Annotated in this window: 16 protein-coding genes and 1 pseudogene; 6 read left to right on the top strand and 11 right to left on the bottom strand. The window is 70.4% G+C overall.

The features are described 5' to 3' along the window. Nucleotides 1-50 precede the first annotated feature (50 nt). On the top strand, nt 51-593 hold the full coding sequence (locus ACRSBM_RS37545; RefSeq protein ID WP_434451301.1) for a TetR/AcrR family transcriptional regulator: 543 nt from the start codon (nt 51-53) through the stop codon (nt 591-593). On the opposite strand, the gene ACRSBM_RS37550 is transcribed toward ACRSBM_RS37545, so the two are convergent. Continuing rightward, nucleotides 594-1,553, bottom strand: a complete 960-nt coding sequence (locus tag ACRSBM_RS37550) for a Gfo/Idh/MocA family protein (RefSeq protein ID WP_434451304.1) — start codon at nt 1,551-1,553, stop codon at nt 594-596. 21 nt (nt 1,554-1,574) lie between these two features. Between ACRSBM_RS37550 and ACRSBM_RS37555 the strand changes: the two genes are divergently transcribed. Further along, nucleotides 1,575-1,949, top strand: coding sequence for a YccF domain-containing protein (locus tag ACRSBM_RS37555; protein ID WP_434451306.1), 375 nt, complete (start codon nt 1,575-1,577; stop codon nt 1,947-1,949). 57 nt (nt 1,950-2,006) lie between these two features. Here the strand turns inward: ACRSBM_RS37555 and ACRSBM_RS37560 are convergent, their stop codons facing one another. The 5 genes from ACRSBM_RS37560 to ACRSBM_RS37580 form a co-directional block, all read right to left on the bottom strand. After that, nucleotides 2,007-2,420, bottom strand: coding sequence for a VOC family protein (locus ACRSBM_RS37560; protein WP_434451309.1), 414 nt, complete (start codon nt 2,418-2,420; stop codon nt 2,007-2,009). A gap of 86 nt (nt 2,421-2,506) precedes the next feature. Beyond that, complete coding sequence (locus tag ACRSBM_RS37565; protein WP_434451311.1) at nt 2,507-4,102, bottom strand: AMP-binding protein; 1,596 nt, start codon at nt 4,100-4,102, stop codon at nt 2,507-2,509. Between the two features lie 14 nt (nt 4,103-4,116). Beyond that, the gene (locus ACRSBM_RS37570) at nt 4,117-4,902 is read right to left on the bottom strand and encodes a metallophosphoesterase (RefSeq protein ID WP_434453382.1); all 786 of its coding nucleotides are present in this window, start codon (nt 4,900-4,902) and stop codon (nt 4,117-4,119) included. A 53-nt stretch (nt 4,903-4,955) separates the two neighbouring features. After that, on the bottom strand, nt 4,956-5,747 hold the full coding sequence (locus tag ACRSBM_RS37575) for an HAD-IIA family hydrolase (RefSeq protein ID WP_434451313.1): 792 nt from the start codon (nt 5,745-5,747) through the stop codon (nt 4,956-4,958). 3 nt (nt 5,748-5,750) lie between these two features. Beyond that, entirely contained in the window at nt 5,751-6,197 is a 447-nt protein-coding gene (locus ACRSBM_RS37580; protein WP_434451316.1) for a MarR family winged helix-turn-helix transcriptional regulator, read from the bottom strand. Nucleotides 6,198-6,312: 115 nt separating this feature from the next. Between ACRSBM_RS37580 and moaA the strand changes: the two genes are divergently transcribed. Continuing rightward, on the top strand, nt 6,313-7,371 hold the full coding sequence (gene moaA / locus ACRSBM_RS37585; protein ID WP_434451318.1) for a GTP 3',8-cyclase MoaA: 1,059 nt from the start codon (nt 6,313-6,315) through the stop codon (nt 7,369-7,371). 11 nt (nt 7,372-7,382) lie between these two features. Further along, nucleotides 7,383-7,631, top strand: coding sequence for a MoaD/ThiS family protein (locus ACRSBM_RS37590; RefSeq protein WP_434451321.1), 249 nt, complete (start codon nt 7,383-7,385; stop codon nt 7,629-7,631). On the opposite strand, the gene ACRSBM_RS37595 is transcribed toward ACRSBM_RS37590, so the two are convergent. Next, nucleotides 7,595-10,042: an ATP-binding protein gene (locus ACRSBM_RS37595; protein ID WP_434451324.1), complete on the bottom strand. Its 2,448-nt coding sequence runs from the start codon at nt 10,040-10,042 to the stop codon at nt 7,595-7,597. The genes ACRSBM_RS37590 and ACRSBM_RS37595 overlap by 37 nt on opposite strands. 451 nt (nt 10,043-10,493) lie before the next feature. Between ACRSBM_RS37595 and ACRSBM_RS37600 the strand changes: the two genes are divergently transcribed. After that, nucleotides 10,494-11,138 (top strand): transglycosylase family protein, encoded by a 645-nt coding sequence (locus ACRSBM_RS37600; RefSeq protein ID WP_434451327.1) that lies wholly within the window; start codon nt 10,494-10,496, stop codon nt 11,136-11,138. A gap of 115 nt (nt 11,139-11,253) precedes the next feature. On the opposite strand, the pseudogene ACRSBM_RS37605 reads toward ACRSBM_RS37600, so the two are convergent. From ACRSBM_RS37605 to ACRSBM_RS37620, 4 genes and pseudogenes are all read right to left on the bottom strand, one after another. After that, nucleotides 11,254-12,146: pseudogene (locus tag ACRSBM_RS37605) on the bottom strand (molybdenum cofactor biosynthesis protein MoaE). Further along, complete coding sequence (gene moaC / locus ACRSBM_RS37610) at nt 12,143-12,616, bottom strand: cyclic pyranopterin monophosphate synthase MoaC (protein ID WP_434451329.1); 474 nt, start codon at nt 12,614-12,616, stop codon at nt 12,143-12,145. The pseudogene ACRSBM_RS37605 and the gene moaC overlap by 4 nt, the downstream one beginning before the upstream one ends. A gap of 49 nt (nt 12,617-12,665) precedes the next feature. Continuing rightward, nucleotides 12,666-14,051 (bottom strand): NAD-dependent malic enzyme, encoded by a 1,386-nt coding sequence (locus tag ACRSBM_RS37615; protein ID WP_434451332.1) that lies wholly within the window; start codon nt 14,049-14,051, stop codon nt 12,666-12,668. A 142-nt stretch (nt 14,052-14,193) separates the two neighbouring features. Next, nucleotides 14,194-14,379, bottom strand: coding sequence for a hypothetical protein (locus tag ACRSBM_RS37620; RefSeq protein WP_319975820.1), 186 nt, complete (start codon nt 14,377-14,379; stop codon nt 14,194-14,196). Between the two features lie 103 nt (nt 14,380-14,482). Here ACRSBM_RS37620 and ACRSBM_RS37625 point away from each other — a divergent pair, with 103 nt between their 5' ends. After that, complete coding sequence (locus ACRSBM_RS37625; protein WP_434451336.1) at nt 14,483-16,735, top strand: helicase-associated domain-containing protein; 2,253 nt, start codon at nt 14,483-14,485, stop codon at nt 16,733-16,735. Nucleotide 16,736: the final 1 nt, after the last annotated feature.

Raw genomic sequence — 16,736 nt, forward strand, 5'->3', positions numbered from 1 at the left:
AACCCGACTCTACGTCTTTACAAAGCCTGTAACTGTGTAAAGCTGGCAGCGTGAGCGACATCACCGGGCTCTTACTGGACGCGGCCGCCGACCTGCTGGCCACCCGCGGCTTCCACGGGTTGCGCATGATCGAGGTCGCCAGTCGCGCCGGGGTGAGCAGACAGACCGTCTACAACGAGTTCGGCAACAAGGAGGGGCTCGTCCAGGCCGTCGCGGCCCATCAGACGGAGGAGTACCTCACCGAGGTCGTGACGCGGCTGCGGGAGGACCCCGACCCGTGGGAGGCGATGCGGTCGGCGTTCCGCTACACCTTCGAGCGAACCGAGAAGGACCGGCTGGTCTCCGCCGTGCTGACCGGCCAGAACGCCGAGGACCTGCTGCCGTTCCTGACGATCCGCGGCCATCCCGTGCTGTTCCACGCGACCGAGGTCGTCGAGCGGCACCTCGCCGAGCACTTCCCGGGCCGCCACGTGCGGCTCACGGCCGAGACGACGGTGCGGCTCGCGCTGAGCCACCTGCTGACGCCGAGCGGCGACCTGGACAGCGCGATGGACGCCGTCGTCAGGGTCGCCAAGGCCACGCTGGAGGCGTGATCACCTGCCGTCTCGGTGGTCGTAGTGGACGCCGAGCTGGCCGAGCGCGGTTTCGAGGGTCCGCAGGACGTCCAGCGTGTCCTGCCAGGTGATCAGCGGGTGCTCGGTCAGACCGCCGGCGACGGACTCCTCGACCGCGCGGATCTGGTGCGTGTAGCCGCCGTTTTCGGCGGTGTGCTCCACACCGTTGATGACGACCTTGGTCGGGTTGTACATCGACTCGGCGATCTCGATGCGGCCCTTGGTGCCGATGATCGTCGCACTGCACCCGGTGTCGGCGAGCAGTGAGCAGTTCAGCAACGCGTGCGCACCACCGGGATAGCCGAGCAGCAGCCCGGCGTCCGAGTCCACATCGGACGGTGCCTTGCCGCCCCACGCGCGAACCTCCAGCGGAACGCCGAGCAGCATGTGCGTGAGCGCGACCGGGTAGACACCCACGTCGAGGGTCGCACCACCGCCGGCCTCCCTGGCCCACAGGCGGTCGCCGGGGTCGAACTCGTGCGCGAAGCCGAAGTTCGCGTAGACGGTGCGGACCTCGCCGACCTCACCGTCGCGGACGGCGTCGTGGACCTTGCGGATCAACGGGTTGAACCGCGTCCACATGGCCTCCATCAGGAAGAGGTTCCTCGACCGGGCCCGTTCGACCATCTCCTCGGCGTCCGCGAGCGTGAGCGCGAAGGCCTTCTCGCACAGCACGTGCTTGCCCGCGTCGAGCGCGGCGAGCGTGACCTCGTGGTGCTGGCCGTGCGGTGTGGCGACGTAGACGACGTCGACGTCCGGGTCGGCGAGCAGGTCGCGGTAGTCGCCGTACGCGCGCTCGATGCCGAAGCGGTCGGCGAACGCCCGTGCTCTCGTGACGTCGCGGGAGGACACCGCGAGAACTGTGACGCCCTCGACTTTCAGCATGTCGGCGGTCACGGCCTGCGCGATTCCGCCTGTTGCGATCACTCCCCACTTCATGAGTTGAGCTTAGATGGACGTATGCGCCTCATCCTGAACGTGATCTGGCTGGTGCTCGCCGGTTTCTGGATGGCCGTCGGCTACGCGGTCGCCGGCCTGATCTGCTGCATCCTGATCATCACGATCCCGTGGGGCATCGCGTCGTTCCGCATCGCGAACTACGCGCTCTGGCCGTTCGGCCGCGAGGTCGTGGACAGGCCGGGCGCGGGCACCGGGTCGCTGCTGGGCAACGTCATCTGGATCATCGTCGCCGGCATCTGGCTCGCGATCGGTCACATCGTCACCGGCATCGCGCTGTGCGTGACGATCATCGGCATCCCGCTCGGCGTCGCGAACTTCAAGCTGGTGAAGGTCTCGCTGGTGCCGCTGGGCAAGGAGATCGTCGACGTTCCGTGAGGGTCTTCCGCCCCTCGTCCGGGACGCGGGACGGAAGACCACTCGGTGGCACGGCTTTCAGGCGTCGTTGCCCGACAGCTCGTGCAGGCACAGGATGTTTCCCTCCGTGTCGGTGAACCACGCCGCGCGTTCGGTGCCCATGACCGCGATGTGGCCGGTGGTCTTGAGGCCGGGCAGGTCGTAGTCCTCGAAGCGCACGCCCCTGCCTTCGAGCTCGCGGATCTCGCCCTCGAGGTCGGGCACCTCGAAGCTGAGCACCGTGTGGCCGGTCTGCGCGCCCTTCTCCGCGGGCATCAGCCCCAGCGCGTCACCCTGGCCGATGGCGAAGATCCGCGTGCCGTCCGGGGCCGTGGTGACGGGCTTGAGGCCGAGCAGGTCCGCGTAGAAACGGCCGGCGCGCTCGGGGTCCTCGACGGGCAGCATCGTCGTGGTTCTGGTGGCGGTGAGCATCGGCGCCTCCTTCGACTCCAACGCACCGATGCTGCGCTCGTCCTGACCCTTTCACCAGGGTCTTTGCGCCTCATCGCCCCGTAGCGCGGCGAACACGTTCCGCTGCCTCACGCGTGCCGGGTGCCGTCGTCGAGGCCGAGCAGCTCGACGGACCTGGCCCGCATCTCCACCTTGCGGATCTTGCCCGTCACCGTCATCGGGAACTCGTCCACGACGTGCACGTACCGCGGGATCTTGTAGTGCGCGAGCCTGCCGCCGCAGAACTCCCGGACGGCCTCGGCGGACAGCGGTTCGGCGCCCTCGCGCAGGCGCACCCAGGCCATCAGCTCCTCGCCGTACCGCGCGTCGGGCACGCCGATCACCTGCGCGTCGAGCACGTCCGGGTGGGTGTAGAGGAACTCCTCGATCTCGCGCGGGTAGATGTTCTCGCCGCCGCGGATGACCATGTCCTTGATGCGGCCGGTGATGTTCACGTAGTCGTCGTCGTCCATCACCGCGAGGTCGCCGGTGTGCATCCAGCCCGCCCGGTCCACCGCCTCGGCCGTCTTCTCCGGCTCGTTCCAGTAGCCGAGCATGACCGAGTAACCGCGCGTGCACAGCTCCCCCGGCTCGCCGCGCGGGACCGTGAGGCCGGTGTCCGGGTCCACGATCTTGACCTCGAGGTGCGGGCCGACCCTGCCGACCGTCCCAACGCGACGGTCGAGCGAGTCGTCGACGCGGGTTTGCGTTGACACGGGGGAGGTTTCGGTCATGCCGTAGCAGATCGAGACCTCGCTCATGCCCATGCGTTCGACGACCTGCTTCATCACCTCGACCGGGCACGGCGAGCCCGCCATGATGCCGGTGCGCAGGCTGCTCAGGTCGTAGCCGTCGGCCAGGTCGAGCATCGCGATGAACATCGTCGGCACGCCGTAGAGGCTGGTACAGCGCTCTTCCTGAACGGCCGCAAGGGTTTTCGCCGGATCGAACGCCGGCGCCGGGATCACGACGCACGCGCCGTGACTGGTGGCGGCGAGGTTGCCCATGACCATGCCGAAGCAGTGGTAGAACGGCGGCACCACGCAGATGCGGTCGTGCTCGGTGTAGTTGATCAGCTCGCCGACGAAGTAGCCGTTGTTGAGGATGTTGTGGTGCGAGAGCGTCGCACCCTTGGGAAAGCCCGTGGTGCCGGACGTGTACTGGATGTTGATCGGGTCGTCGCGGTCCAGCTCGACGTCCGGGAGCTCCGTCCCGGTCCACTGTGGATCGTCGACGAAGACGACGTTGCGCAGCGCCTCACACCGCGGCCGGACCTCGTCGATCATGGCCGCGTAGTCCGAGGTTTTGAACTCCCTGGCCGACACCAGCGTGTGGATGCCGGCCTGGTTGAGCACGTACTCCAGCTCGTGCACGCGGTACGCCGGGTTGACGTTGACCAGGATCGCGCCGATCCGGGCCGTCGCGTACTGCACGAACACCCACTCGGCGCAGTTCGGCGCCCAGATCCCGACCCGGTCGCCCTTGCGCACGCCGAGCGAGTGCAGCCCGGCGGCGGCCCTGTCGACCTCGGCCGAGAGCTCGGCGTAGGTCCACCGTCGATCTGTCGCCTTGTCGACAAGTGCCTCACGGTCGCCGAAGCGCGCGACGGTCGCCGCGAGGTTCGCGTGGATGGTGTCGCCCAGCAGCGGGGCGGCGGACGTGCCCGAGGAGTAGCTGGCGGTCATCCACCAGACCGTAGTCAGGCCCCGGCGTATGGCAAGGGCACGACCAGGCACGGACCGCCGCTGTAGAGGCCCGCGTCGATCGCCAGCACCTTGTCGTCGGCGTACACGAGGGGCCCGTCGATCTCCTCCGGCGGCACCCCGAGCTGGTCGGCGATGACGCTGTGGCCGTGCACGATCACGCTGCCCCCAAGGGTCGCGAGCAGCTCGTCCGCGATTTCCGGCCCCTGCGGACCCCGGAACGCGTACCGGGTCGTCATCTTGCGCCAGCACTCCCACCAGTCGACGAGGTCGTCACCCTTGAGCACCTGCCGAACGGCCTCGTTGACCTCCTCGATCGAGGCCCCCCATTCGAGGTAGGCGACCGTGTCGGAGTGCATCAGCAGGTGCTCGCCGCGCAGCTTCAGCACGGGCCGCGTCGTCAGCCACTCGACATGGGCGTCGGTCAGCCGGTCCTGGTCGCTGCGCAGCCCGCCGTTGAGCAGCCAGCTGCGCGCGAACGACCGCGGCCCCATGCTGTCGGGCACCTGGTCGTCGCCGAACCGGTACATGCCGAGCAGCAGCACCTCGTGGTTGCCGATCAGCGAGTTGACCGAGCCACCCGCCGCCGCCGCCTCCTCACCCAGGCGCATGACCAGGTCGATCACGCCGACGCCGTCGGGCCCGCGGTCGACGAAGTCACCGAGGAACCACAGCTCGGCCTCGCCGCCGGTCCAGTGCCCCTCCTCGTCGCACAGCTCGGCGACGTGCAGCGCCCTGGTCAGTTCGGCGAGGTGCCCGTGCACGTCACCCACGACGTACATCGGGCGTCGATCCGTGTCCACCTCCGCGACGATAGGTGATGAATCCTCGCGCGTCAGTGGTCAGTCCAGTCGCCGAACGGGTCCTCAGCGTGACCGACCAGCTCCGCGATCGACTTGAGCACGCGCGTCGGCCGGTACGGGTACATCTCGGCGTGCTCGGCGGTGAAGATGCCGGAGAGCACCAGGATGGTCGACAGGCCCGCTTCCAGGCCCGACCGCACGTCGGTGTCCATCCGGTCGCCGATCATCAGCGCGTTCTCGGAGTGCGAGCCCAGGGCGCGCAGGGCCGAGCGCATCATCAACGGGTTCGGCTTGCCCACGTAGTAGGGCTCGCGGCCGGTGGCGCGCTCGATCAACGCCGCCACGGCGCCGGTCGCGGGCAGTGAGCCCTCGCGGGAGGGGCCCGTCGCGTCCGGGTTGGTCGCGATGAACTTCGCGCCCTCCTCGACGAGGCGGATGGCCTTGGTGATCGCGGTGAAGCTGTAGGTGCGGGTCTCGCCGAGAACCACGTAGTCCGGGTCGCGGTCGGTCAGCACGTAGCCGATCTCGTGCAGCGCCGTCGTGAGGCCGGCCTCGCCGATGACGAACGCCGAGCCGTTCGGGCGCTGCGAGTCGAGGAACCTGGCCGTGGCCAGCGCGGACGTCCAGATGGACTTCTCCGGGATGTCCAGGCCGGTGCGCAGCAGCCGCGCGCGCAGGTCACGTGGCGTGTAGATGGAGTTGTTGGTGAGCACGAGGAACGGGGTCTCGGACGCGCGCAGCTCCGCGACGAACTCGTCCGCTCCGGGGATGAGGTGCTCCTCGTGCACGAGGACGCCGTCCATGTCCATCAAGTAGTGCCACATGGCCTAAGTATCGATCACGCGCTTGCGAAACGTCTCGGTCTGGAGCTTGAGATAACGCTCGATCACCTCGAGCTCACCGTCGTCGAAGTGGCCGAGCACCTCGATGAGGCTCTGCCGCGCCACCTCGAAGATCTGCCCGAACTTGTCCACGTCCCCCACCGTGACCTCGACCAACACCTTGCGGCGGTCGTGCGGGTCACGGACACGGCGGACATATCCGGCACGTTCGAGGCGGTCGATGACGCCCGTGACGGCACCGGTGGAGAGGCCGGAGAGCTCGGCGATCCGGCCGGCGGTGACCGGGCCGCCCGCCCGCATGGCGAGATCGAGGCACTTCTCGTCGGTCGCGGACACCCCCATCTGCTCGGCGACCTTCGTGTGGAACATGACGGTGAGCGCGCTGTGCTCCCTCATGTACCAGGTGAACCTCTCCAGCACTTCTGGTTCCATGTGGAACATCTTAGCCACTAAGACAATTCCTTGTGGTAGTGCTCCAAACGGGCGGAACGTGAGAAACCTCGTTTGTGGAGTCACCTACAAGGTGTTGTTCATTAAGCTAAATAAGGTGACAGCAGTGGAGTTGGGACTACCCATCGTGCGCGGCACCCCGGACGCGTCCGCACGACCGGACACGCCTCTGCTCGTCGACAGGTTCGGGCGGGTGGCGAAGGACCTGCGGGTCTCGCTGACCGACCGGTGCAACCTGCGCTGCACTTACTGCATGCCGGCCGAGGGTCTCGACTGGCTGCGGAAGGACGAGCTGCTCACCGACGACGAGCTGATCCGGCTCATGCGCATCGCCGTGGTCGACCTGGGCGTCACGGACATCCGGTTCACCGGCGGCGAGCCGTTGCTGCGGCGTGGCCTGGAGCAGGTCATCGCGGCGACGGCCGAGCTGGAACCGCGTCCGCGGATGTCGATGACCTCGAACGGCATCGGGCTCTCCCGGCGCGCGCGGTCGTTGAAGGACGCCGGCCTGAACCGGATCAACGTCTCGCTCGACACCCTCGACCCCGACCGGTTCGCGACGCTGACCAGGCGCGACCGCATCACGGACGTGCTGGACGGCCTCGACGCCGCCCGCGAGGCCGGGCTGGAACCGGTGAAGGTCAACTCCGTGCTGATGCGCGGACTGAACGAGGACGAGGCCGTCCCGCTGCTGCGGTTCTGCGTCGAGAACGGCTACCAGCTGCGGTTCATCGAACAGATGCCGCTCGACGCGCAGCACGGCTGGACGCGCACGAACATGGTCACGGCCGACGAGATCCTCACGATGCTCTCGTCCGCCTACACGCTGACACCGGAGGAGACCCCGCGCGGTGGCGCCCCGGCCGAACGCTGGCTGGTCGACGGCGGCCCCGCGGTCGTCGGCGTGATCGCGTCGGTGACCAGGCCGTTCTGCGCCGCCTGCGACCGCACCCGGCTCACCTCCGACGGCCAGATCCGCAACTGCCTGTTCAGCCAGGGCGAGACCGACCTGCGGGCGCTGCTGCGCGACGGCTCACCCGACTCCGCGATCGCCGACGCCTGGCGTGCCACGATGTGGGCCAAAGCGGCCGGTCACGGCATCAACGACGCGGGCTTCTCGCAGCCCGACCGCCCCATGAGCGCCATCGGAGGATGACAGTGACCGCCGTGAGGATCCGGTACTTCGCGGGCGCGCGGGCCGCGGCGGGGGTGACCGACGAGGACCTGCTGCTCGACACCGCCGAACCCACCGTGGCGCTCGTGGTCAGCACCATCGGCGAACGGCACGGCGCGCGGCTCGGCAAGGTCCTCGCCGCGTCGAGCTTCCTGCTGGACGGCGTCGCGGTGCGCGACACGTCCGTGCGCGTGCCCGCCGGCTCTCAGCTGGACGTGCTGCCGCCGTTCGCGGGCGGCTGAGCGCTCAGGTCCCGATCCCAGAAGCGGCACTCCGTCTCGGCGGCCAGGTCCCGCCCGGCCCGGACGGTCTCGTCGGCGGCGGCGTGGTCGCCCATCGACCGCCGCACCCGGGCCAGCACGGCGAGCGTCCGGACACCACGGACCCTCATCTCGCCCTCAACGGCCCGCTCGCGGGCGTGCAGGGCGATCTTCAACGCCTCGGTCAGCTCGCCCGCCGCGTGGTGGTCGGCGGCGAGGCCTGCCAGGGCGTTGACCTCGCCGCGCAGATAGCCGTTCTTCAGGCTGATGGCCAACGCCTCGTTGTGCGCGCTCATGGCCCGGTCGACGTCGCCCAGCGCGCGGTGGATCTCCCCGACCGCGTCGTAGCCGTCGCACTCGTCCTTGGGGCTGTGGGTCTCCTGGGCGTGCCGCACCGCCCGGAGGCCGAAGCCGAGCGCCTCCTCGGTGCGGCCGCGGACCAGGGAGAGGACGGCGTGCGAGTCCAGGCCCGGGATGCGGCGGGCCAGGCCGGGCGGGGCGTCCGCGCGCAGGTCGTCGGCCCTGGCGAGGTACTCCTCGGCCAGGTCGTAGTCGCCTCGCAGCTGGTGCACCTCGACGATCGCGTTCACCGCGAGGATGCGCCCTACCAGCAGGTCCTGCTCCTCCGCGATCTCCAGAGCCCTCGTGGCGTGGGCGAGCGACGCCGAGAGCGGCCCCAGGTCGAGGTACACGCCGCCGAGGTTGAAGACGACCGCCGGGTTGTCCGGTGACATCTCCAGCGCCTCGGCCAGCACCTGCGCGGCGGTGCGCAGGCGGCCGAGCTCCCAGTTCACGATGCCGCTGTTGATCAGCAGTGACGTCATCACCCGCTCGTCGCGGTGAACGCGCAGGATGTCGAGGGCCTTGCCGTAGTCCTCGACGGCGTCGGCGAGGTCGCCGCTGCTCCAGCGGGCGAGGCCCAGGCTGCCGTGCATGACGGCCTGCGGCACCGGCCGGCCCGCCTGCCTGGCCGCGGCGAGACCGGCCCTGGCCGCGGCGAACCAGTCGACGTGGTGGGCCTGGAAGTAGAAGTGGCCGCGCAACATGTCGGCGAGCAGCCAGGCGACGGGGTCCGGACCGGCCTGCTCGACGGCGGCGACGATGTTGGCCCGTTCGGCGTCGAACCACGCGAAGGCGGCCGCCTCGGACTCGAGGTCGTGCCGCGGGAGGTCCGCGGAGAGCTCGGGCAGGTCGAGACGGACGAAGTCGCGGTTGAGCGTGCGGGCGGCCGCTTCGGCGTTCAGCAGGTAGTAGTCGAAGAGCCGCCGGCGCGGGCTCCGGTCGTGCGTCAGGCGGATCGCGTACATGCGGAGCAGGTCGTGAAGGCTGTACCGGTCGTGGTTGTGGTGCACCAGGTTCGCGGCCACGAGTTGCTGGAGCGGCTCGTCCGCCGGTTCGCCGAGCAACGCGGTGGCGGCCTCGACGCCGAAGTCGTGGCCGGGAACAAGCCCCAGCAGCCGGAACAACCGTTGCGCCCCAACCGGTTGCGCCTTGTACGACAGGTCGAACGCGGCGTTGACGGCGACGTCGCCCTCGATCTCCAGGGCGTCCAGCCGGTCGTCGCCGCGCAGCTCGGAGAGGTAGTCGACGAGGTACCCGCCCGCCACGTTCGCGGCCGCGATCCGCAACGCCAGCGGTAGGTGCGCGCAGAGCCGGACGAGCTCCGCGCGGTCGTCCGGCGACCCGGTGATCCGCATCCTCGCGAGGAGCTCCTGCGCCTCGTCCTCCGCGAAGACGGCCAGCCTGACCTGCTCGTACTCGACCAGGTCCGTCCGGCTGGTGACGATCACCCGGCACCTCTCGCCGGACGGCAGCAACGGGCCGACCAGCTCGCGGGTGGCGTTGTCGATCACCACGAGGACGGCGCGATCCGCCGTCATCCTGCGGAACAGCGCGGTCTGCGCGTCGAGGTCGACCGGGACGTCCTCGGCGCCGAGCGCGCGCAGGAACCGGTGCAGCGCCTGGTGCGGCGTCATCGTCGCGCCCTCGGCGAACGCGCGCAGGTTCACGTACAGCTGGCCGTCGGGGAACCGCTCGCCGAGCCGGTGCGCGACGTGGACGGCGAGCGAGGTCTTGCCGACCCCCGGCGGACCGGTGATCGCGAGCACCGGCGCCGTGCCGCCGAGCGCGGCCGCGATCTCGGCCTGCCTGCCGACGAAGTCCGGCAGGTCGGCGGGCAGCTGGTGCGGACCCGGCCGGCGCCGCACGAGGCGGTAGCCGCCGGGTTCGGTGACGACCTGCTCGGTGGTGCGCAGCCGCCGCACGAGGTTGCGCAACGCCTGCCTGGGGTTCGCCGGCAACTCGTCGCCCCACACCGCGTCGATCAGCTCGCCGAACGGCACGGTCCTGCCGGGTTCGGCGGCCAGCGCGGCGCGGAGCGCGTTGATTCTCATGCCACCACATCTTGGCCATCAGGCTGCCACCGCGACCAGGTTCCGGCGACGCGGAACGCCCCTCGCCCGACCGGGACCGGCGCGTCGCAAATGGCCCAATGGGTGTGAGTCAGCTATCACATTGAGTGAAGATCTCGATCGATCTCAGAATGAAAACGGACCGATAACGGCCTCTTTGACCTGCAGTTTTGATTCCCTATCGCAACTTTTCAAAACATAACTATGACATCCATCACAGCTCGATTCATTTGGCGGGCCCGTCTTCGGTTACGTACGGTCGCTCCTCGGCTGGCCCGAACCAGCCGACAGCACGACCGGAGGACCGAACACCGCACCCAGTCCGAGGTCCTCCGGAACGTTCCCGAGCGAGAGCAACCGCCGGACTGGGACGCAGGAGCACACCGGGCCCGAACCCGGTTCCTGACCGCAGGTGTGGTGGACCGAGAGGCAAATGGCTTTCAACCGTGGCAAGCAGGGCAAGCAGGGTTCCGCCGCTCGCACCATCGCCAAGGTCGCGGCAGTCGGCATCATCGCCGGCGCCCCGCTGGGCCTGGCCGTTGGCACCGCCAACGCCGCGCCCGTCAACTGGGACGCCCTCGCGCAGTGCGAGGCAAGTGGTAACTGGGCCGCCAACACGGGCAACGGCTACTACGGCGGTCTCCAGTTCACCCAGCAAACCTGGAACGCCTACGGCGGGCAGGGCAACCCGGCCAACGCCTCCCGCGAGCAGCAGATCGCTGTCGCCGAGCGCGTCGCCGTGGGCCAGGGCGTCAGCAACGCCTGGCCTGCCTGCAGCCGCAAGCTGGGCGCCTACACGGGCGTCGCTCCCAAGAAGACCGCCCCGGTCCAGCAGCAGCAGCGCAAGGTGCAGCCGCAGCAGCGCAAGTCAGCCCCGGTGCAGCAGGCGCCGGCCGTGGCGCTCGCCGGCTCGAAGACCAACCCGAACGGCAACTACGAGATCAAGGCGGGCGACACCCTGTCGAAGATCGCCGAGGCCAACAAGGTCACCGGCGGTTACCAGGCCATCGTGGAGAAGAACAAGGAATTCCTCACGAACCCCGACCTGATCTTCCCGGGCCACAAGATCCTGATCTGAGCAGGACGGGCCGCATGACCGCCGGCCCCGCTGACGTGGGCCGACGTCGGACCAGGGATCTCACCGCCACCCCCCGGCGGTGAGGTCCCTGCCCGCATATCCGGCGCGGGCAGGCTCAGGGGCAGTTGACCCACTCGTCCTTGCCGTCCGGGAACACCTGCCGCTTCCACACCGGCAACCGGGCCTTGACCTCGTCCACCAGGTCGGCACACAGGGAGAACGCCTCCCCGCGGTGCTCGGCGGCCACCGCGCAGGCCAGCGCCACGTCCCCGATCTTCAACGGCCCGACCCGGTGCGACACGGCGATCCCGTGCACCCCCGGATACTTCTCCGCGAGCGCGGAGACCACCTCGGCCACGACATCGCCGGCGGACGGGTGCGAGTGGTACTCCAGCTCCACCACCGGCCGTCCGCCGTCGTGATCACGCACGACACCCGAGAACGTCACCACCGCACCGGCGCGGTCGGACACCACGAGAGCGGCGTGTTCCTCGACCGACAGCGGCTCCTCAGTCACGACGGCCCGCAGCACCACGCTCATCGGTGGTCACCTCCACGCAGTTGGTCGAGGGCATGCTCCACGACGGCCGACAGCACGTCCAGGCCGTCGCGCACTCCGCCGGTGGACCCCGGCAGGTTCACGACCAGCGTCCGCCCCGCCACCCCGGCCACGCCGCGCGACAGCACGGAACCCGGCACGCGCGGCCAGCCGGACATCCGGATGACGTCGGCCAGACCGGGCACCTCGTAGTCCAGGACGGCCCGAGTCGCTTCCGGCGTCCGGTCGGTCGGGTTGATCCCGGTGCCTCCAGTGGTCAGCACCAGGTCGGCACCAGCGGAGACCGCCTCCACCAGGGCCTCGCGGACCGGTTCGCCGTCCGGGACCACGACCGGCGCGGAGACCGCGAAACCCCGCGCGGCCAGCCACTCGGTGATGATCGGTCCGCTGCGGTCCTCGTAGACCCCGGCGGCGGCACGGTTCGAGGCCGTGATCACCACTGCCTTCACGGGCGCTCCCACAGGCCGGACTTGCCGCCTTCCTTGCGCTCCACCCGCACCGCGTCCAGCGACGCGGCCGGGTCGACGGACTTCACCATGTCGTGCAGGGTCAGGCCGGCCACGGAGACCGCGGTCAGGGCCTCCATCTCGACGCCCGTGCGGTCGGTGGTGCGGACCGTGGCCGTGATCAGCACCGAGTCGTCGGCCAGGGCCAGGTCCAGCACCACCGACGACAGTGCGATCGGGTGGCACAGGGGCACGAGCTCCCAGGTGCGCTTCGCGGCCATGATGCCCGCGATCCGGGCGGTCGCGAGGGCGTCGCCCTTGGGCAGGCCGTCGGTGCCCAGCAACCCCACCACCTCGGCGGTCGTGTGCAGGATCCCGGTGGCCACGGCCGTCCGGGTGGTCTGCTCCTTGCCGGAGACGTCGACCATGCGGGCCGCGCCTTGGGAGTCCAGGTGGGTGAACTGCTTGGTCATACCGCGATCGTATGCCTGGCCGGAGGGGAACGGCCCGTGGCCGAACCCGTTACGAAGCCGCTGCCGCCTTGCGCACTGCCTCCGCCACGGCCGGGGCGACGGTGTTGTCGAAGACCGACGGGACGATGAACGACGCGTTCAGGCGCTCGCCGTCCACCACGTCGGCGATGGCCTGCGCGGCGGCCAGCAGCATCGCGTCGGTGATCGTGCGGGCGTGCGCGTCGAGCAGGCCGCGGAAGACGCCGGGGAACGCCAGCACGTTGTTGATCTGGTTCGGGAAGTCCGAGCGGCCGGTCGCGACGACGGCGGCGTGCTGCTGGGCCTCCATCGGGTCGATCTCGGGGTCGGGGTTGGCCAGCGCGAACACGATCGCGTCCTTGGCCATCGTGGCGACCTGGTCGGCGCCGAAGAGGTTCGGGGCCGAGACGCCGATGAAGACGTCGGACCCGACCAGCGCGTCGTGCAGGCGGCCGGACTGGTTGTCCTTGTTGGTGGACGCGGCGATGGACTTCAGGTTCGAGTCCAGGCCGGGACGGTCGCGGTGCACGATGCCGTCGACGTCCACGGCGATGATGTCGCCCGGCGTCTGCGCCTGCAGCAGGCGGATGATCGCGGAACCGGCCGCGCCGACACCGCAGACCGTGATGCGGCAGTCCTTGATGTCCTTGTTCACCACGCGCAGCGCGTTGCGCAGGGCGGCGACGACGACGATCGCGGTGCCGTGCTGGTCGTCGTGGAAGACCGGGATGTCGAGCTTCTCGCGCAGGCGGGCCTCGATCTCGAAGCAGCGCGGCGCGGAGATGTCCTCGAGGTTGATGCCGCCGTACACGGGAGCGATGAGCTCGACCGCGCGGATGATCTCCTCGGTGTCCTGGGTGTCCAGGCAGACCGGCCAGGCGTCGACGCCGGCGAACTTCTTGAACAGCGCGGCCTTGCCCTCCATCACGGGCAGGGCGGCGGCGGGGCCGAGGTTGCCCAGGCCCAGCACGGCCGACCCGTCGGTGACGACGGCGACGGTGTTGCGCTTGATCGTCAGGCGGCGCGCGTCGTCCGGGTTCTTGGCGATGGCCTCACACACACGGGCGACACCCGGCGTGTACGCGCGGGACAGGTCGTCACGGTTGCGCAGCGGCACCTTGGACGAGATCTCGATCTTGCCGCCGAGGTGCACGAGGAACGTGCGGTCCGACACCTTGCGGACGACGATGCCGGGCAACGTCTCCAGCGTGTCGGTGATGTCCTTGGCGTGGTTCGCGGAGAGCGCGTTGCAGGTGAGGTCGATGACGACGCGGTCGTTGTGGGACTCCACGACGTCGAACGCCGTGATCACCCCGCCCGCGCGGCCGACGGCCGAGGTGAGGTCACCCGCGGCGCTCGCTGACGGCGGCGCCTCCAGTCGAACGGTGATCGAGTAACCAGGGCCGGGGACCGGCATCGTCGTCCTCCCACGAAGTGCTGCTCAAGCGGGAAGTGAGCCTATCCCCGGCGCCATTGCGGTACTCACCCGACTCGGCAGTCTTAAGCCGCCCCTGACAATGGGAACGCGGGGGCCCCGCGTTCCCGTCGCGAGCAGGGGGTCAGGACTTGTTGATCTCGGTCACCGGGTGCGTGTAGGGGAGGTTCTCCACCGGCAGCGGGAACGTCACCGTGCCGAACGGGGAGAGCGCACCCTGCACGTCACTGGTCAGTTCGGTGACGGGGTGGCCACCGTCGGGACCTTCCGGCCAGTGCGGGTCGACCCGTCCAGGGCGTCCTTTCGCCACGTTCTCCTCCTCGGTGGTGCCAGATGACGCGCCAAGTGTGACAGACGGGGTTTCCGCGCCCGGCGACGACGAGATGCTCGGCGTCCCCTATACCGTGGTGAGAATGTCCGGCACCACTCTCGCCGACTGGCTGCGCGCCCAGGACGACGCCGCTCTGGTGGCTTTGCTGCGCGCTCGTCCTGACCTGGCAACGCCCCCACCTGCCGATATGTCCGTGCTCGCGACACGGATCGGCACCAGGGCATCGATCGCGCGCGCCTGCGAGGACCTCGACACGTTCACGCTGGCCGTGCTCGAGGCCCTGGTCGTGCAGGGCGCGGACACCGAGGCCGTGGCGTTGCCCACACTCGGCGAGGTGCTCGGGCCGGACGTGAAGCCCAAACCGCTCAGGCAGGCGGTCGCCAGGCTCAGGTCCCTCGCGCTCACCTGGGGCGACGACGACGCGCTGTCGGTCCCACCCCTGACACGCGAGGCGTTCGGCGCCTACCCCGGCGGGCTGGGGCGCAGGACGGGGCAGACCTACGACCTCGACGGCATCACCGAGGGCGAGCAGCGGGTCCTGCAGAAGCTCGCCGCCGGACCGCCCATCGGCGACACCAGGGACGCCTCGCGGGTCGTGCCGCTGGAGAAGGCCGAGACCCCGGTGCAACGGCTGCTCGCGCGCGGTCTGCTGCTGCGGCGCGACCCCGGCACCGTCGAGCTGCCGCGGGAGATCGCGCTCGCGCTGCGCGGGGAACGCCCGCTGGGCCCGATCCGGGTCACCGAACCGAAGCCGAAGACCTCCGCGCTGCAGCAGGCGAGTGTCGACGGCACGGGCGGCGGAGAGGCGCTGGAGCTGGTCCGGCACGTCGAGAACCTGATCGCGAGCTGGTCGGCCGAACCGCCGCCGGTGCTGCGGACGGGCGGCCTGGGCGTCCGCGAGCTGCGCAAGGCCGCCAAGGACCTCGACGTCGACGAACGCCGGGCCGCCCTGCTGATCGAGCTCGTGGTCGGCGCGGACCTGGCCGCGAACACCGAGGCCACCGAACCCGAGTGGGTGCCGACGACCAAGGCCGACGTGTGGCTCGCCGCCACCACCGAGGTCCGCTGGGCCACGGTCGCGCACGCCTGGCTGGAGCTGCCGCGGCTGCCCGCGCTGGTCGGCCGCCGCGACGAGAAGGACAAGCTCTTCAACCCGCTCGCGGACGAGATCCGCCGCGCCCAGGCACCCCGCGACCGCCGGTGGGTCCTGGAGGCGCTCGCCGCGTTCCCGCGGGGCACCGCGATCGCGGACCCCGCCGAACTGGCCGCGCTGCTCGGCTGGCGGGCACCGCGCCGGGGCGGGCGGCAGCGCGACGAACTGGTGCGCTGGACCGTCGAGGAGGGCACCGCGGTCGGCGTGCTCGCCCTCGGCGCCATCACCAGCGCGGGCCGCGTGCTGCTCGACGAGGGCCCCGGCCACGCCGCCAAGACGCTGGGCGACGCGCTGCCCGCACCCCTCGACCACGTGCTGGTGCAGGCCGACCTCACCGTCGTCGCGCCCGGCCGGCTCGAACCGGACCTCGCGGACGAGCTGGCGGTCGTCGCGAACGTCGAGTCCGCCGGCAGCGCGACGGTCTACCGGATCAGCGAGGCCACGGTCCGCCGCGCGCTCGACTCCGGGCGTACCGCCGACGAGCTGCAGGAACTGTTCAGGACCCGCTCGCGCACGCCCGTCCCGCAGTCGCTGACGTACCTGATCGACGACGCCGCCCGCCGCCACGGCAGGTTGCGCGGCGGGGCCGCGGGCTCGTTCCTGCGCTGCGACGACCCGGTGCTGGTCAGCGAGGTCCTCGCCCATCCGGAGGCCGCGCGGCTGGAGCTGCGCCGGATCGCGCCTACGGTGCTGGTCAGCCCGCTGCCGCTGGCGGACGTGCTGGACGGGCTGCGCTCGGCGGGCTTCGCCCCGGCGGCGGAGGGGCCGGACGGCCAGGTCCTCGACCTGCGGCCGGGCGGCCGCCGGACCACGCCGAGGCAGCGCAGTGCCCGCAAACCGGTGTCACCCGCCGTGCCCGCCGACGAACGACTGGGCGAGTTCGTCCGGCTCGTCCGGGCCGGGGATCGGGCCGCCGCCACCCCGCGGGGTGAACGCATCGCCGTTCCCGGCCACCTCGGCGCCGGGCCGTCCGCCACCCTGTCGTTGCTCCAGCAGGCCGCACGGGCGCGGCGCAGCGTGCTCGTCGGGTTCGTCGACTCCCACGGCACGGCGGCACAGCGCGTGATCGAGCCGCACGTCGTCGGTGGCGGTGTGCTGGAGGGGTACGACCACAGCTACGGCGAGGTGCTGAGGTTCCCCCTGCACCGCGTCACGTCCGCCGCGCTGGTGGACGAGGACTGAG

Origin of the sequence: Lentzea xerophila, from assembly GCF_051094245.1 — a bacterium.
GTDB classification, from domain to species: domain Bacteria; phylum Actinomycetota; class Actinomycetes; order Mycobacteriales; family Pseudonocardiaceae; genus Lentzea; species Lentzea xerophila.

Bases quoted from the DNA above. Each gene is read 5' to 3' on its own strand.
- ACRSBM_RS37550 (WP_434451304.1), bottom strand. From the start codon at position 1,553: ATGAAGTGGGGAGTGATCGCAACAGGCGGAATCGCGCAGGCCGTGACC.
- ACRSBM_RS37555 (WP_434451306.1), top strand. From the start codon at position 1,575: ATGCGCCTCATCCTGAACGTGATCTGGCTGGTGCTCGCCGGTTTCTGG.
- ACRSBM_RS37565 (WP_434451311.1), bottom strand. From the start codon at position 4,102: ATGACCGCCAGCTACTCCTCGGGCACGTCCGCCGCCCCGCTGCTGGGC.
- ACRSBM_RS37570 (WP_434453382.1), bottom strand. From the start codon at position 4,902: ATGTACGTCGTGGGTGACGTGCACGGGCACCTCGCCGAACTGACCAGG.
- ACRSBM_RS37575 (WP_434451313.1), bottom strand. From the start codon at position 5,747: ATGTGGCACTACTTGATGGACATGGACGGCGTCCTCGTGCACGAGGAG.
- ACRSBM_RS37580 (WP_434451316.1), bottom strand. From the start codon at position 6,197: ATGGAACCAGAAGTGCTGGAGAGGTTCACCTGGTACATGAGGGAGCAC.
- ACRSBM_RS37595 (WP_434451324.1), bottom strand. From the start codon at position 10,042: ATGAGAATCAACGCGCTCCGCGCCGCGCTGGCCGCCGAACCCGGCAGG.
- ACRSBM_RS37600 (WP_434451327.1), top strand. From the start codon at position 10,494: ATGGCTTTCAACCGTGGCAAGCAGGGCAAGCAGGGTTCCGCCGCTCGC.
- moaC (WP_434451329.1), bottom strand. From the start codon at position 12,616: ATGACCAAGCAGTTCACCCACCTGGACTCCCAAGGCGCGGCCCGCATG.
- ACRSBM_RS37615 (WP_434451332.1), bottom strand. From the start codon at position 14,051: ATGCCGGTCCCCGGCCCTGGTTACTCGATCACCGTTCGACTGGAGGCG.
- ACRSBM_RS37625 (WP_434451336.1), top strand. From the start codon at position 14,483: ATGTCCGGCACCACTCTCGCCGACTGGCTGCGCGCCCAGGACGACGCC.